Origin of the sequence: Flavicella sp., from assembly GCF_037132785.1 — a bacterium.
In the GTDB taxonomy this organism is placed as follows: domain Bacteria; phylum Bacteroidota; class Bacteroidia; order Flavobacteriales; family Flavobacteriaceae; genus Flavicella.
Genome location: NZ_JBAHZZ010000067.1, coordinates 1 through 18155, shown reverse-complemented (window position 1 = coordinate 18155; position 18155 = coordinate 1). Strand labels below are relative to the sequence as shown.

Sequence of the window (18155 nt, the reverse complement as noted above, 5' to 3'; positions counted from 1 at the left end):
AATGGCATATACAAGCATATTTTGATGAATTTTGTTTTAGAATTAATAGGTCACAATACAAAGAATCCATTTTTCATAAAACAATTCTTAGAATGGTACTACAAAAACCTAAATGTCAAAAAAACATAAAACAGACACTAGGCGTATAGCTCAGTCAATTATTATAAGTATTACTCATAATAATTGATTTAACAATACTTTTACCCAATGCTTTGAAATTTAACTGGTGTAATATATTTGTTGTTTCATAATCGAAAACAACAAATATATGAACGATTTTAATTTCTTAAATAAATCCTATTACTCCAAAATTTTTGTTCTATCTAGTAAAAACAACTTCTAATGGATTGTTAATTTTAAGTGCAAATTCCTTTAAATATTTCTCCCATGATTCTTTAGTAGGATATTGTCCAGATTCTTTCCAAGCAAATCCAGAATAATAAACAACCTTATCCTCTTTTATTTTTAATTGAGCAAACAGATTACTCCTGTCTTTTAAAGTTGACACATAATGTTCTGATGCAACCATAGATCCTTTAGCTGCAACAATAGCTGTACCCAATTCTGATGTATCATGTGGCTCCCAATAAGAGACCCAGCCTTCATTTACATTTTCTGTAACTTGACCATCATTTTCATGAAGTGCTAACCCTGCAGATAAAACATTTATTCCTTTCGTATGAATTTCATATCTTGAAAGGTTGTTTCCGTAATCTAACGAAATGTATTTTTTTTCAGAAATGGTATATCCATCAGCACCCCAATCTGCATAATCTAAAACAAAACTCGTTCTAATAGGCCCAGTAGTGATTGTTTTCCAGTTGGTGAAATTTCTAGAAACATAATAGGTTGTATCATTTTTCACCGCTGTCCCCCCAATACCTCTACTAACACCAACATGAAAATTATCAAGTCCTTCAGGACTCATCTCATGATATGCACCTGGTCTTATTTCATTTTTTTTATACCAGTTGTTTATAATCGGATAAGAAACTTTTTTCAACCAACCATCAACTCCACTAGTAAGTGTACCTCCTTTAATATCGTCTTCAATCATTTTTTGTGCCCTCGGTCCAAAAACTCGAAAAGCCACCTTGTCATTTTCCCAAGCATAATCGTCTGTACGTTCAGGAACAAATCTAGAGTAGCAATACTCTATTACTTCTTCTTTTTCAGCTGTACTCCCTACCAATTTGTATTTCTTTTCTGATTTTGATGCTACTTCTGGTTGAAATAACAATATATCTACTATTCCATCACCATCTTGATCCACAAACTGAGAAACTACAATCTTCTCTGTATCAACATCAACAACGACCATATTTTCGAATACCTGACCTTCACTTAAAAATAAATCAGATTTTGATATTTCTACCGTTTCAAAAACACGAGGTATCTCCAAATTGTTTTTTACCGTAATAATATTTTTTTCTTCTTGTTGTTTTCCACAACTAACCAATATGACAATAATTGCTGCATATAGGTAAATTACATTTTTATTCATCTTAAAATTAATTTGATGTTTGAGTTATATATCTAATCCTTTATTGACTGTAAATTTTCATCTAATGGTGTCATATCCGGCATTAGCAAATGCACAAAACCAAGTATGACCATGTAACACGAACCTGCTATTAGAAAAGCCCAAAAATAACCACTATTACCTGCTTTATCTAATACTGAACCTAATGCTATATCAGCACAAATACCTGCTATTGCACCAACCATACCTCCAATTCCTACTACTGATGCCGTTGCTTTTTTCGGAAACACATCTGAGACTAAAGTAAATATATTTGCTGACCATGCTTGATGCCCTGCTGCTGCTAAACCAATTAAAAAGATGGCAATCCATTTATTTTCCGTAACCGCAACAAAACTTACAGGAAGTATTATTAAAGCGCATATTAACAATGTTATTTTTCTAGCCTTATTTATACTCCACCCTTTTCTCATTAAAGCTCCTGAAAGATACCCTCCAAAAATACTACCTCCATCTGCCATAATATAAATCACGAAAAACGGCAATGCAATATTTTTAATATTTACATCAAAAGTTACTGATAAAAACTTAGCTCCCCAAAACAGGTAAAACCACCAAACAGCATCAGTAATTTTTGCTACGGCAAAAGCCCAAGTTTGACGTTTATTTAATACATTTTTCCAAGGTAACTTATCATCACTTTCAATTTCTGAATCTCCTTGTATATATGCTAATTCTTCTTTTGATACTTTTGGATGTACCTCTGGATTTTTATACATACGCAACCATAAAAGCACCCATATTCCACTAAGAGCTCCTGTAATTAAAAAAGGTATTTGCCAGTTTTTCCCGTCTTCATGTACTATCCAGCCTACTACAAAAGGCGCAGCAATAGCTCCGATACTTGTAGCCGCATTAAAAAGTCCTGTTGCAAAAGCTCTATCTTTTTTTGGAAACCATTCTGCGGTGGTTTTAATCGCTGCTGGAAAATTCCCAGATTCACCAAATCCTAATCCAAATCGTGCTGCAGCAAAGCCTATCACACTAAAACCTGGACGAACTAATGCGTGTAACATCCCAAAAACACTCCATATTGCAATAGAAAGAGTATATCCTTTTTTAGTTCCAATTCTGTCAATTAAACCTCCCATAGTAAGCAAACCAAGAGCATATGCTATTTTAAAGGACACCATAATATTAGCATAATCGCTATTATCCCAACCAAACATTTTCTCTAAGGTTGGTGCCATTACTCCTATAATACTTCTATCAAAGTAATTGATTGTAGTAGCAAACATTAGAAGACCTAAAATTCTATAGCGATAATTTCCTATCTTCTTGTTTTTTTTATTCATTTCTGGCATATAATTTTTAAATAAATTAGTCTTATTATATATATAGCAAGTTTGAAATAATTCTCTAAAAAAAGAATAAATTATGATTCAAACACTATATATTATAAACCATTAAAGCTATAAATGAATTACGATCAGCAATTTGTGATTATCGAGCTGTAATGTTTATTAAAAAAACTTACGCTTTAATATTTTTCATGGAGCTGTTGCTTTATAAACAATAGCGGAACTCGCAGTTGATATTTTATAATTACTTCCTGCTATTAAAAAAGCAGACTCCCCTTGCTTTACAATCAATGAAGTTTCTCTATCTGAAATTTTAATTTCACCTTCAATCACAATCATTATCTGAGCTGTTTTAGCCTTGGACTGATACTTCTCTCCTGAGGAAATAGCAATTTGACTAAGTTCAAAATCAGGTGCTGGACTTTTATAAATACGCTCTATTCCATCTTCCTGTAATTCACCTAACATGATATTAGGATTCGTTTCTTCAAAAGCAACATGCTTTAACAGTTCAGGAACGTCAACATGTTTTGGAGTCAAACCTCCTCGTAAAACATTATCTGAATTAGCCATTAACTCCATGTTTTGACCTTCTAAATAAGCATGAGGAATACCTGCATCCTGAAAAACAGCTTCTCCTTTATCAACCTTGACAACATTAAAAAAATAAATAGAATAAATTCCTTTATCTAAAATTGATTTATCCTTTGAAGTATCTACTGCTTTGGCAGCCCAATAACCTGGACTTGATTTGTCTAATTCCCCTGCTTTATAAAGAGGTAATAAACGGTCTACTAAAGGTTGTAGTATTTGATTGCTTGCCCCCTCTGATTGCTCCATCACCGTTTTATAAAGACCAAAATACCCCTTCTCTTCAAAAACATGTAACAGATGTGTAAACTCTGGAATACTATTTAACACATTTGTCAATTTATCTTTGGGCAAAAAACCATGCAACAACCAAAATTCACTAAGAGCAACCATAATTTCAGGTTTATGATTATCATCCTTATAGTTTCTATGGGCTGCGTTTAGAGGAATTCCTTTTTCGTTTTCACGTTTAAATCCTTTCTCTGCTTCTATTTTAGTAGGATGTACTTGAATGGACAACATATCATTCACATCCAGAACCTTAAACAAGAAAGGCAATATTCCAAAGACCTCAGAAATTTCCTTTCCTAATACTTCTGTTTTATTCAAATCTATATACTCATTTAAAGCCTGTCCCCCTTCTGAAGTTTTTAAAATTGAAGATGCATTTACATGAGCACCTAGCCAATATTCAGCACAGTGTTTTTCGTTTACTTCTACTCCTAATAAGTTGGGTATGTATTCTGTTCCACCCCAAACATAATTCTGAATCTTTCCTTCTAATGAAAATATTTTCGCCATTTATTATTATTTATTATTTTCCCTATATAGGGATTAATTAATTTTTACATACAATTTATCACCCTTTTTTTATCTAATTTTCAGGATTCTCTTAAAAAACAAAGTTTACCTTATTTGTTGGAAATCCTTATGGGACTCTGTAAATCAGGATTAAACACAATCACTTATTGCTCATATATAAAACATAAATTTAGTACTATTATCTTAAAGAACAAGTCTGCTACCAAGTTCTTTTTCACAATTAGCAGGGATCAGGAAATCATAAAATTTTGTCCAACCTGTAGTTTCAATACCCAGGATGGAGTTTGTTTTATTAGGACCTTATTTAGTCCAAACATTAAAGTTTTTATAACTAGCAGAACGCGTAAACATATGTCTCAAACCAATTCTTCCTTCTACAATTGGATCAAACTTGGATAAATCCCATGCGTATTTTTTTATCTCCTCATTTCCTGCTACCGATAGGTAAAGTTTATTTCCCGATTTAATCCAGGTCATTTTATAAGTTACCCCTGTAAGAAATAATCCTGTCTTAAAAAAAGAAGGAGCCACTTCCATATCTTTAAAAGTGATCTCTTCAGTAACAGGATACCTTCTAACTCTAAGGTAATCATTTTTTGGATCCTCATTAACCATTGGAAAAGCTGCTAAGCTAATATGAATAGTTTTCATATTGTTATAATATTTACTCATGGTAGGTACCTTTCTATAATCATTCCACTTGGTAATGTCCTTCTCAAAAATCCCTTTTCCATTACCTGTTGCTTGAATAAACAAAATGTTTACATTTACAACAGCAGAATCAGTTCTTGTATACTCATATTCTATTTTAATATCCCCATCAAATGATTGTTTGGTCCACAGAACAGAATGGTGTGCATCATTTTTATTAATAGGCCCAGCGATAAGATCCATACCATACTCACCATATTCAACCCTTGCTATTTCTCCATCAAGAAACCAATTAGATTGCCAGTTTTCAGTACAAGGATCAGTAAATTCGAGCTTCCAATCAGAGTCTTTATTTAATTTATCAAATTTATCTTGAGGTTTTTTCGTGCAGCTCACAGTCAAAAACAATCCAATAACTGTAAATATTTTCAAAAAAGATATTTTTTTATTTTTCATTTCGATATAATTTAGATATTCCTAATCGTTTCATATAACAATGTATATTTTCTAATCCGTACGATTCTTTTTTATGAATAAAACTGAATATGGTCGTTCCTTTTACTATTGAAAGAACGACCATTTACAGTATGAATTTTAATGTTTTACAAAAAACAGACTTAATATACTGATGTACAAAGTACACCATAAAACACTAAACCTCCTATAAAACTAAAAAAAACAGCGCTTTAATTAACCTGTTCTATAAGCATAACACTCCATGGAGTCAACTCATGATCAATAATCAAATTACCTGTTTCATCAACTAAAGCAACCCAAGTTTTTAAATTATTTGCTTCTTTCTTCATTATTTTTATTTGCTCACGTGTTGGTGGCTCAGGTTTCCCAATAGACTCCCAATAATTATGAATATTACCATGGTCTTTGTCTAGAATTTCAATTTTAAACATAGCTCCAGGTTTTAAATTTATCAATTTAAAATCAAGTTGTTTAGAAGTCCCTATTTCTCTCTTATTAGAACCCGATGGAACAGAATTTTCATATTCTTCAGGGTAATTATAAGCCAAGGCTATAACTCTATTGTCTTTAGAATTTTTACTAACAAATAAACAATCATCTTTATATAAAGTCTCATCTCCTAATTTATCTAACATTCTGTATGCATGATAAGAAGGTTTTACCAAACCTTGAAAATTAATCATTCCAAACCCTCCATGAAAAATACTTGCAGCTCCACCTTTTTCTTCAAAAATATCGGTAAAGGTCCAATAAGTCAATGAATTTGTCAAACCTATACAATCTAAATTGGTTCTTACTATATATGCAGCTGCAGGTAAACGGTCGTGCATTGCATCTCTACTATTTGGACTCGTGCTCCATTCCGTCAAGTGAATTTCCACATCTGGATAATCACTTTTAGCAATGGTTTTATTTAACCATAGTAAATCCAATTTTGTCGAATTAGCAAAACGTGTAAGTCCTTTCCCTTTGCCTGTTTCAGGGTTAAAGGCATAATCTGTTGGATATGGATGTGTAGACACAAAATCTACAGGTAGATTTTCTTTATGACAATATTCAAGAAAATCCTCAATCCATACACCATGCCATTCTAAAGAATTGATGTCTTCAGAATTAAAAACAGCGTCTGAAACTTTATCATCAGTAACTTCACCATCAAAACGAGTATCAGGCACAAAATTACTTGTTGATGGGCCACCTACTTTAAGTCTATCATCTACGGACTTAACTGCAATAACCGATTGTTTGTATAATTCAAAATACTGAGACTTTGTACCGTCCCAAAAACCACGTGTCAAATTTGGTTCATTCCAAACTTCAAAATACCAAGTCAATACTTCATCAATACCATATCTATCAACACTATGTTGCGTAAAAGCCTTAACTAAGTCGTGCCATTCGCCAAATTTAGAATCATCAGGTGTAATATTTGCCTTCCACCAAAATTGAGTCTTACTATTTTCCGCTGCTAGAAGTGTTGGAAAATAGGCCAACTCAACAAAAGGTTTTACATCTAAGTCTAACATCCTGTCAAACAAATCGTCTATATACTGCCAGTTGTAGACAGTCTTACCTTTAACTTTAAGAAGAGGAAACATGTCGTCATGGAAAATACCATGAAAACGAACATATTCAAATCCGCAATTCTCCTGAACTTGCTCTAGTTGCTCAAGCCAACCTGCTCTTAATCCTTCATTTGCTCTCCCCGCTCCAACGCACTTACTCCAATAATGTTCAAATTTACCTCCACTATCAGTGGCGTCAATTTTTATATTTTTTTGAGCTGAGGTTTGAAGAATACTCAAAAATGAGACTAGGAGTCCCAATATTACATTTCTATTGAGAACATTCATTTTAGCTATTAAATATTCAACTGATTGTTTTTTATAATCCATCGTCATTATTTACAGTGTTATTTTTCTAATTTATTTTGTATTGGTTTAAATGTCTAGCTGTATTATAGAAACTGAATTGGCTGGTATTTTGACCTGTCTCGAATTCTGGTTTATGATATCTAACTCATATTTGTCAGCCTTATTTTTATTATTCTGAATAAGGACAAAAATTTTATTATCTTTTTTAACTGAAATTATTATAGCACTTGAGTAATTCGCAACTCGAACAACACCAGACTGCAAACATTTAGAAATAAGAGCAATAACACTATAGTCGGGATTATATGTAACCGTTTTATTTTCTCTATCAATATTAATTAATGAATTCTGTTTCCAACCCCAACCACTTTCTGTAGTTTCATTTAATATCATATTCCAATAACAATAATTTGTCACACCATAATTAATATATTGAGCTACTTCACCTAATCTTTTTGACGCTTGATCCTCCGTATTATTCCCATTATAACAACTCCCTTCAGTATGCATAATGGGCATTTCTGGCAACAAGGTTTTTATGTCTTGAATATACTTAGTACTAGTATATTGTATCCCAATTCCAGCAAAAGACTCATGATATTCTTTATTGCTCGCAAATTCAATAGCGTCTATCTGTCCTGCAGTTCTAAAAGTTCCTGCCCATATTTTAGTATTGATATCATCAGTTTTAAAACGAGGGTTTAAATACGTTTTTACAAACTTACCCATTTGTTCAACAGGCATAACACACGATGGATATTTTGTTGCGATGTCATTTTCATTTTGAATAATCAATCGATCAATTTTAATCCCTTCTTTCTCATAAGCTGTAATATATTTCGAAAAACACAATGCATAAGCCTCATAAATTTTTGGGTCATCCTTTAAATAATTTTTCTCAGGAAACTCATCTCCTCTATCCATAAGTCCAGAATATTTCATCCATGCTGGTGGACTCCAAGGTGAAGCAAACAGATACAGTTCAGGATTGTATTTAAAAGCTTTCTGAATATAAGGAATTACTGTTTTTTCCTCACGCTTAATAGAGAATTTTTCCATATCATAATCTCCATCCACTTCAGAATAACTGTAAGCATAGAGGCCAAAATCACTTGCACCAACTGCTGTTCTACAAAAAGAAAACCCAGCACCTTTTGTAGGGCTAAACAAATTATTCATCGCCTCATCTTGTAATTCCCTAGGCAAAGAATCAAAGCTTCTCCTCCAATTTCATTAAATGACCCGCCAACCCCTTCCAAAGTTTGAAACTCAATACTTGGATACAGTTTTATTTTATTTCTTCTGTGTATATTACTCGATTCAACACTTGTCGTTGGAGTATATTCTTTCATGAAATTCCCATCTGTATTTTGCCCATCTTTTAAGTCGACATAATACACTTTCAGGTTCGTTTGTGAGTTTACAGTAATATAGCCTAAAATCATAAAGGCAATTCTTAATATTTTTTTCATTTCTATATTAATTATTTAAAGTGTATTCAATTTCTTGAATAGTACCATCTCCGTTAAAATTCATTTTTTCAAAACAGGCAGAACGTCTGTGAAAAGTACCTTCATTTACATCTCCTCTTTGGTAGAAAAAATACCAATCATTTTTAAACTCAATGGCAGACATATGTACTGGAGCGTCTTTTTGTTCTTTGGTGATATATCCCATAAATTTTGCGTAATTCTTAGTTGGAAGCGGTGAATCTGACATCCAATATCCAGTTCTCCAACCTTTACGCCCCATAAAATAATAGTTTCCATTACGCTTAAAACAATGTACTGCTTCATTCACTTGTTCTTCACTAAGACGATACCAAGGACCATCTAATTCTATCATATTGTCTTTAAGCTTGGCCCCCATTACATGCCTACCTTTATCACCAATATTAACTTTTGAATCACTTCCATAAATATATGCCTGTCCATCATCATCAACAAAGACTGTTGGGTCAAAAATAGTTGTAATTTTATCGCTTACAGCTTCTTCCCATGGACCTATTGGACTACGACTTTTTGCAACTCCAATATGAGTTTTATCGTAAGGAAAATAGAAATAATACCAACCGTCTTTATAAGCAACATCAGGGGCATTCATTTGTCCGTGAGCCCAATTATATTCACGAGGCTTTAGAACAACACCATGATTAACCCAATTTTTCATATCTTCAGTTTCCAACACCAAATAATCCTGCATTGTACTATAACCCACTGCTGTATCCTGATCATGTGAGCAATAAACATACACTTTGTTGTTAAACACCTCTGCCGAAGGATCTGCCGCATACATAAAGTTCTTTTCTCCTAGTTTCAATATTGGATTTTGTGCCCAAAAAAATTGGATAAACATTAGGAATAGAAATAAAAATGAATTTTTATTTCTTATAATCATGGTTACAGAATTTAATTTTTTATGGGTTTCTCGTTTATTTAAACTTAACATCTTTTACAAACTCATTCATTATCACCTGATTTTCTTCGATTCTTTTACCGTCTAAGATTACATTTTCAAACACAACATTTTCAACGGTATGATCTTTATCAAAGCCTGTTAACAGCATACTCGCATGATCTTTTATGATATAAGGCTTCCAGTCTGACCCATCTTGAAATCCTGTTAAATTAGGATCTATAGGAGCAGAGGTTGCAATAATATCTTTAAAAAGTACATTTCTAACATTCCCGCGTTCTTCTGTTTCTGTCCAACGTGTTTTTCCAATCCAAACAGAGATCAATCTTCTAGCTTCTTCAATTCTAATATTCTGAAATGTAACATCACTAATAACCGCATCATCACAATGATAAATACGAAGTGCTGTTTCACGTCCTGCATCATGAATAACATCACAATCTTCAAAAAGAATATTGCTGACATTTTCATGTATTTCTGCACCAATACTCAATGCATGCGCCAGTTCATTCCAAACCACACACTTTCGTATATGAATATTCTTTACTTCTCCACGACCTCCAAAAGATTTTACAACTACCGCATCATCCAATGTACGCATAAAACAATTTTCAACAAGTACATCTCGACTGTTAGAAATATCTACACCATCAGAATTCCCTCTCCATCCAAGGATTTTTATATTATCAACATGAATGTTATCTGATGCTTGCAATGGAACAGTCCAATGACTAGGGTCACGAATAATAACCCCTTCAATTTTTACATTATTAGAATATTGAGCATATATAGTATAGCGTCTTTTCTTTTTTGGAATCGTTGACTGATCTATGATTCCGCGTCCACGAATCGTAATATTATTCCCTTCAAGAAAAAATGATGGAGGAGTTTGATTTTGTCCAATAACCTTATCCATTTTTTGTTCATCATCTGCCACTCCACATCGTAAATAGGCTCCTCCTGCTATATAAACCGTTGTATTATCTCCAACAACTACATTTGTAACATCATGAATTCCTGATTCAAAATAGATGACATTAGGGTCATTCGGATCTGGAATATCCTTCTCAAAAGGGTTTGCAAAAACATGTAAAGATTCATACCAATCTCCGTTCACTTCAATTGTTAGATTTCTTGGTTCACTTACAGCGAATGAAATAGTATTTCCATTTATAGTTGATTTAATTCCAAAAGAAGTTGGTAAAATTTTCACCGTCTTCACCTCTTCAGTATAAGTAATCTTAACTTCTACTTTTGAGTTCATATCAAATGAGGCAAATGAGGCCAAACCAAACTCTGAATGTGAATGATTTAAGCGTGGAATAGGAGTCTTAGCTGGAATTGTAGACGTATACACGGGTACATTCTTATTCTCAACTTCTACAACAAAATTTTCAGAAAGTTCTATGCCTTCAGGGGCAGGGTATACTTTAACAATTTCTGTTTTTGAGTTGGAGGAACAGGCCGTAAAACCTACTATAATTAGTATTAAAGCACATTGGCCAAATAATTCAAAATAATTTAATTTCTGATTCTTCTTCATGTTTGTTATATTTATAAAAATTGTTATGCTCTCATTTAATTATTTCAAATGAGATAGAATAAATTCAGTAGCATATTGATTTAATTCTTCAATAGATGGAGAAATATTTGAGCCTTTAAAACTATGACCTGCATTTTTTATAGTTAACAATTCTACATTGGCATTTCGCTCTTTTGCTACTTCTACCATGTAGGTAGAATTAATAATGGGTAATACTTTATCATTTTCTCCATGCAGTAATAAAATTGGAGGGCTGGTTTCTGTTAAATGCTCCGTTGGGCTAAGCAACTTTGCTAATTCTAGTTTATTACTTAAACTACCGCCTAAAATCCTAGTATAAGATTGTTGCTTTTCAAAAAGAGATCCAGGAACCAAATCGGGGTTTACTAGTGATGTAGCAGGAAAGTAAGAGACCACACATTTAAATTCAGTTGAAATTCCAGCTAATTCTGTATCTCCTTGAAAATCTAAATCGTTTCCTAAAGCAGTTAACAAACAAAGATGTCCCCCTGCTGAACCTCCCCAAACTCCATATTTGACTGAGTCCAATTTATACTTTTCTGCATTCTTTAATAGAAATCGTGTCGCATCTTTAGCATCTACAACTGCATCGTAGGCATGTGAATTACCTCGTGTGCGTCTGTACTCGATCGTTACGCATATAACCCCATTTTCAAGTAGAGACTTCAAAGTTCCTAAAAATGGTTTTCTGAAATTTTTATATTTACTTCCTCCAGCCCAACCACCTCCATGAACATGCATCATCCATGGATTTCTTTTTTGAATTTTTTCTGGGTCTGGATAGAAAATAATCATATCTAATTCAATTCCATCAACTGTTTTATAAACTACCGTTTCTTTATTGCTAAAAGTATCCAGAATTTCTTTTTCATCAAACGACTGACAAAAAACAACTGGTTGACAAGCAATTAACATAACTAATATTAAAAGTGTCTCAATTTTATATAAGTTAATTGATCTCATTATTTTACTAAACTTTTTAAAAGGTTCACGTTCAATTGTACCTATTTCACTAAAGGTTAATTTCTCTAAATTCACCTGAGTCAAAACTCTTTTCTTTTTTGTTAAATTTAATAACAACAGGCACTTCATTATTCATTAAAAGTTTTCCGTTTTTATTCTCCAAAACTACATTTCCTTTTTCTTTGCATGAAATAGTAATTCCATTCGCAATAAGTTCTGTTCCATTTCCCATAAACAATACAAAATCACCGTTTTTTTCATTTCCTATCAAGGCATACCTTGCAGTAGACGACATCTTTTTATAGCGTGCTGCTTTGTTATTATAAGAAGAGAATATATAATCTTTACGACCCGATTTGTGAGTCACTTTTAAACCGACAAATTCCAAATTTTTATTTTCATCTTCAAAACCAGCGATATTTGCAATGCTTTTTCCTTCGCTAGAAGTAAAAGGCTCATACACAGAAACAAATGGATGTTGCCAAGCTTCTCCGTGTTGTCTTGCCGCAATTGTTAAATATGGAGCTTTCCCAACATCATATGGTAAATCTCCTTTATTTTTAAACGCTTTATTTGGTGGAGATTTTATAGAGAATACTTCACGTCCTTCCGTTCCTTTCATCCAAAGATTCATAAATACATCATCTTCTCCTTCTGGCATATCAATTTTCCATTCGGCTTGATAATCTTCATTGGTACGAATCGATTTCTTGTCCCACATATAATCAAGACCATAAAGATATCCACCAGCAAAGCCCATTTCTTCACTTGCTGTAAGTTCTAGCTCCTTGCCTTGTGCATCGCTTAATTGCATACTTTGCCCAAGATTGTGATAGAAATAGTCATGGAATTTATCTCCTTTGCGTTGTTTCTTAGATCGGAAAACATCTATATAATAACCTGTAGTCTTCCCTGTTTTCACAATACTTACCAAACGACTTTGATCACTACGTGTTTCTGGCTCCAAAAAGAAAACATCAGAATACGTAATCTCTGTATAAAATCCTTCTTTTTGTTCTGATTTGGGATATGCTCCTATCATATCAAAAGCATGGTTACTCAACATTTCCGTATAAGACGAAACTCCATCTACCATTACGGTATTGTGCGCTGGAAACTGCGAATAGTATTCTAAATATAATGGTTGAAGATAACCCGAACCTTTACCAGGATCTGCACCCTGCACAAAACCTTTTCCGTACAACTCCATGTTAATACCATTGGCATGCATATGATTTCCAAGAGATGCGTTTAATGAAACCATCATTCCATCAGTCCCTTGTCCCATACGCTGTACATGCCAACTAACATTTGGTGCATAAAAAGATTGGGTAATATAATCTCCTAATTTCCCCTTTTTGTAATCTGAATTTAACTCTAAGGGTTTACTTGCAAAAAATGATGAAATATTCGCTTTTGGCTTGCGTTGATTTTTATGACTTTCGGTATCTGAACTAAACAAACGATACATAGAGGTAAACTCCTCTTCTAGTTTAGTGTCGCTGTTTTTTTGAGCAATGCGTATCATATCAGTAATGGCTTCGGTAGAAAGTGGACCATAATTGCTATCCCCAAATGCCACTGTTTGTCCGTTAGGGAATAAATATTGCGGTAACATTTTTACAGCTTTTTCCATCACTGGCATATACGGTAAAATATTATGATCGAAGGAGTTGTCGAAATCTTTAATAAAATTTGTCAAATCCTTGGTGACACCTTGGGAATACCCAGGACATTCTGCCCAAACCCCATTATTTTCATCGTAGCCATAGTTCATGAATTTAGTAAGAGACCACTGACGAGCAGAGGTAATATTTAATATATAATCGATATAGTACTGACGTCCTTTTTTATCGTCATAATGTTTGTTGTCCTTTAATACCATAGCGGCTTTTAAAATAGTTTTCGCCTGATGCAAATTCCAATTATTTTGAGGTACACCATTTTTTATAATCAGATCATTCCATTTTTTTATGGTTGCATCATAAGTTTTAATTTTATCTGGATAATTTTGCTCGATGTATGGATGCAGAAAGTCATACAGTTCTGCAACATAAATCAAGGTACTTTCGTGAATAACCTGGAAACAAGTGAGTCCAACCAACGTTTGAATATGACCATTTAGCAAGTCGATGGGTTCACTACGATAATACATTCCCATCATATATGTGTCAAAAATACCGAAGGCAAACTTAGCAAAGCGTTCATCCTCTTCAAGCCAGGACAAAAATGCCGCATCACGTGCAAATCCAATAATCTTTTGATTGTGACGATGAATAACACCACCTGTTTTAGACTGCTCAACCCACTCTAAAGGTCTTCCTTCCTTACTTTTATTGCGAAGGTAAAGACCTCGCTCATCGTCCATATATGGTATAATATCTTCCAAATCAGGCATGACATAGTTTGTAGTATAATCGCGCGACCCAGTAAAACGTACGGTTGGCACAGGTGCTTCTCCATCAGCATGAGAATAATTAATACCATTTATGTAGACATTCGTTGATTTGGTTTTCCAATACATTTGCAACCGAGACACCATCCATTCTGGATCTTCAACGTGTCTTGCTACATACTCATCTATATTCTTATGAATTCCTTTTAATACATCTTTAGCCCAAACTTCTTTCTTTATTGTTTTTATTAAATCTTTTTTACCAGATTCCGTGATATATAATCTAGGATAACCTTGTTCAAGGTTTTCTGGAAGGGGAATCTGAGCCTGCGATTTATTTACAAAAGAAGCTATGATTACAATTATTATTAATACTGATTTATTCATATTTAATTAATTTATTTAAAAATTTACCAACATTGTCAAAATGAAGGTTTATACCCTCTGATATAACGATTATTTTTACCGAGGAGTTTCGAGTATGTTATTCAGCTACTTTACTTGTTTTCAAGTATTGTGCCTCACATGTTAAAACCATTTAAAACCCACTACAGACAAAATCACGTATGCAATTCAAACACGTAAATATTAAAACAGCAACTATTTAGAACTTATTTTCTCAATAAATCATTCAAAAACAGGTGTATATTTTATAGTTATTGAACCCTGCCTTACTGGTTGTGTAAAATCAACTCCTATTCTGTAAGCTAGTCCCTGTTCTCTTAAGTATTCTACAGGTACAAGTTCATCCGTGATTTTTATTTGACCACCACTACCAAAGATCTCTGCTTTGAGTTTTTGATTTTCAGTTATCAATAGTACGGTAGTCGAATCAATAATTTTATAATCTGACAAGGTCATTATAGCTACTCCAAATTCAACCGGCTTGGTCGCAGAAAAACTATCTTGAATCGTAATAGTACCTTCCCCTGATTTATCGTTTTCCATCGTTCTTACCAATGATTTTAATGCTGCTAATTTATACGCCCATTTAAGATCCATTATTACTTTATCATTAGTTTTAGTAAACTCAGAAGAAATTATGTTTCCTAAGAATTCTTTACCATTTGACTGAAGGGTACCGTCTATTCTAGGTACTGGATGTCCCCAAGAACTTCTCGCTTTGTTTTTTGGCGAAAATGATCCAGCAATATAAGATGGTGCACCTATATCTCCTGTCATTATATCTTTATTCAATACGATTGTATAAGTACCGACATCACTATGATTGTGATTTTCGGCATTATGACCTGCTTTAATTGCAATTGAAAAAGGAACTTTTTGTTTACCACGTGAAATCACCATCCCAAAATCTTCAAAATAAGAATAATCTGGAAATTCAAGTTTTTCTTTATCAGTATTTTTTTTAAAAGTAAAAGATTCAGGATCTGACCAAGAGATTAATTGCTCTACAGCCTCCTCTAATCTTAATTCTGTAGGCTTTATAGCTCCATATTTTTTTGCAGATAACACATAAGCAAAATTACTCCCCTTTTTTGAAATGGAAGAAACACCGTCAGCAAATGGAGCACATCTGCCGTTTTGAATTTCAAATTTTTCAGGAAAATTTCCGATATTTTTTAATTTTAAAGGATTATCTGCCTCAAATAAATTGATATTACCATCCGTATAATCATATATAATCTGTGCCAAATATAGATAATGACCAAAACCATATCCCCAGTAGCCAAGTCCTTCTGAGCAATAACCATCAGTACTAAAACCACTTAAGTAATATTTCATACTGTTTAAGGCACTACCAATCGCTCCTATACGCTCTTTTTCTGTTTTAGCAATTGAAATTGAAACAAATACAGAACCACTGGTGCAAACAGAATTCCAATTACTTGTACTCTTAATCCATTTATTATTTTTATCTAAAGTTTCACAACTCTTTAGGTAAGAATCGATAATTCTCCATTGTAATTGAGTTGTAATCTCATCGCTTAAACCTTTTTCCAGCTTGTTCCCTAAAAGAACTTCTGCCAAAGCTAAAACCGAGCCAAATTTCCGAGCTCCCAAATCAATCGATACACGTCTACCTTCTAAAACACCATTATCATTATCATCATGATTGGGATGCAACCATGATTTCATATCCAATATAGCATGTGAATAAATATTTATCTGAGGTAAAAATCGACCTTTGTTTTCCAAGCATTCAGCCAATATATAGTGTTCTAATCTGTCCATTGTACGATAATACCTAGGTTTATAAATACCTCTGTTGCCTTGTTTGTTAGCCAATCTGTAAATACTATCCGTTATAGGAACTTCTGGTTTTTTTTCAAATTTTGACAAAGCAACTTTTATATAATCTTTGCCAGATTCAGTAGCTGCAATTCTATCCCAATAATCTCTATCGATTATAGACGGTGAAGGTTGATATGTTTTTTTGGGCATTACTGCTTCAAGCATTTTTATTTGATTTGCACTTGGGTAAATACTATCTACATGGGTTTGACTTAAAAACTCTTTTATATTCAAAGGAGTTTTTTTTGTGTTATTACATGAAGTAAACATAAATACACAGAGTACAACTAAAAGTGAGCTTTTTACAGCATTATTTAATAAAGTTGATGCTATTTTAATCATTTTACACATGTTTTATTATCGTTAATTATGTCTTTTTAACATCAACCCTAAACTAGTCAAAGTGGATTTTCTTACGGAGTTTTCTTGATAACAAACTACAAAAAACCCTTTCTAATTTCATTGCGATTTTTCAAACAACCATGTGTTTTAAAACCATAGTCAATATTATAGCTTTTATCTAAAAAAAAGTATAAACTATGATTCATGCATTATAACTTATCGACATTCTTATAACGAAAACTCAAGAGTTATTGTCAAGAGTACCTAGCCTCAGTCGGCTAATAATTTGGGAAAGTACTTTTTGAAAATTTCCGAATTTATTTTTTTCACAAAATCACTTACCGAGAAAGGTGCTTCGTTGTTGAAATAGTTCCTTGAAAAATTTTGGAAATACATTCATTTTAAAATCAAAAAGGAAACCATTAAACGAATTGAATGTGTTAATCTTCCTTTTTTAAACACAGAGATCAGAGCCTCTTTTTCAAAATAATTCCAACCTCTTTCATTACTTAAAAAGATAAAACTCCTGTTTAAGATTCAATAAGTCATTATATCTATTCAATTTTTTAATGGCGTAATAATAATTTGGAATGTTTTTTATTCAGATTAGCAATAAAAACAGAAGCATAGCTCCGTTACGGTTTTGTTTTTGTGTGGAATATGAATGAAAAAGAAACGAATTTAATGCGTCATTTAAAATATTAAAATGGCATTAAAGGTATCTCCTAAAAGATTATGCTGATTGGTAATCTAAGATCGTTGCAAGGTACATGACAAAAACAAAGACCCAAACTTAGGGTGTAAATCATTGTTTGTTAACTCATTAAGATGTATATTCAAGCCATGAAACTACAAATAACACCTACTTTTGCAGATAGCATTTGTGATTTACGCACAAGAAAGATAAAAGCTACATTTTTTAGTCAAATAAATATTCTTATCGATTGGGATCGAATTTCAAAAA

At 32.9% G+C, this 18155-nt stretch carries 12 protein-coding genes and 1 pseudogene; 1 reads left to right on the top strand and 12 read right to left on the bottom strand.

The window, feature by feature from the left end; translation table 11 throughout:
• A pseudogene (locus V5787_RS04305) lies at positions 1–149 on the top strand (IS1595 family transposase); the annotation flags it as partial.
• 170 nt (positions 150–319) lie between these two features.
• Here V5787_RS04305 and V5787_RS04300 read toward each other — a convergent pair.
• From V5787_RS04300 to V5787_RS04245, 12 genes are all read right to left on the bottom strand, one after another.
• Complete coding sequence (locus V5787_RS04300) at positions 320–1504, bottom strand: DUF4861 family protein (protein WP_336892039.1); 1185 nt, start codon at positions 1502–1504, stop codon at positions 320–322.
• Between the two features lie 32 nt (positions 1505–1536).
• Positions 1537–2838, bottom strand: coding sequence for an MFS transporter (locus V5787_RS04295; protein ID WP_336892038.1), 1302 nt, complete (start codon positions 2836–2838; stop codon positions 1537–1539).
• A 195-nt stretch (positions 2839–3033) separates the two neighbouring features.
• On the bottom strand, positions 3034–4236 hold the full coding sequence (gene manA, locus V5787_RS04290) for a mannose-6-phosphate isomerase, class I (protein ID WP_336892037.1): 1203 nt from the start codon (positions 4234–4236) through the stop codon (positions 3034–3036).
• 321 nt (positions 4237–4557) lie between these two features.
• Complete coding sequence (locus V5787_RS04285; RefSeq protein ID WP_336892036.1) at positions 4558–5364, bottom strand: DUF1961 domain-containing protein; 807 nt, start codon at positions 5362–5364, stop codon at positions 4558–4560.
• Between the two features lie 230 nt (positions 5365–5594).
• A complete protein-coding gene (locus tag V5787_RS04280) occupies positions 5595–7280 on the bottom strand; it encodes a hypothetical protein (protein WP_336892035.1) in 1686 nt (561 codons plus the stop codon).
• A 45-nt stretch (positions 7281–7325) separates the two neighbouring features.
• Positions 7326–8438 carry a hypothetical protein gene (locus tag V5787_RS04275; RefSeq protein WP_336892034.1) on the bottom strand — a complete coding sequence of 371 codons (1113 nt, stop codon included), beginning with the start codon at positions 8436–8438 and terminating at the stop codon, positions 7326–7328.
• On the bottom strand, positions 8435–8731 hold the full coding sequence (locus tag V5787_RS04270; protein WP_336892033.1) for a hypothetical protein: 297 nt from the start codon (positions 8729–8731) through the stop codon (positions 8435–8437). The genes V5787_RS04275 and V5787_RS04270 overlap by 4 nt, the downstream gene beginning before the upstream one ends.
• Before the next feature lie 7 nt (positions 8732–8738).
• Positions 8739–9578, bottom strand: a complete 840-nt coding sequence (locus V5787_RS04265) for a family 43 glycosylhydrolase (RefSeq protein ID WP_336892032.1) — start codon at positions 9576–9578, stop codon at positions 8739–8741.
• A 112-nt stretch (positions 9579–9690) separates the two neighbouring features.
• Complete coding sequence (locus V5787_RS04260) at positions 9691–11217, bottom strand: glycosyl hydrolase family 28 protein (protein WP_336892031.1); 1527 nt, start codon at positions 11215–11217, stop codon at positions 9691–9693.
• A 39-nt stretch (positions 11218–11256) separates the two neighbouring features.
• A complete protein-coding gene (locus V5787_RS04255; protein ID WP_336892030.1) occupies positions 11257–12201 on the bottom strand; it encodes a prolyl oligopeptidase family serine peptidase in 945 nt (314 codons plus the stop codon).
• A 49-nt stretch (positions 12202–12250) separates the two neighbouring features.
• Positions 12251–14983: a six-hairpin glycosidase gene (locus V5787_RS04250; RefSeq protein WP_336892029.1), complete on the bottom strand. Its 2733-nt coding sequence runs from the start codon at positions 14981–14983 to the stop codon at positions 12251–12253.
• A gap of 240 nt (positions 14984–15223) precedes the next feature.
• Complete coding sequence (locus V5787_RS04245; protein WP_336892028.1) at positions 15224–17191, bottom strand: hypothetical protein; 1968 nt, start codon at positions 17189–17191, stop codon at positions 15224–15226.
• Positions 17192–18155 lie beyond the last annotated feature (964 nt).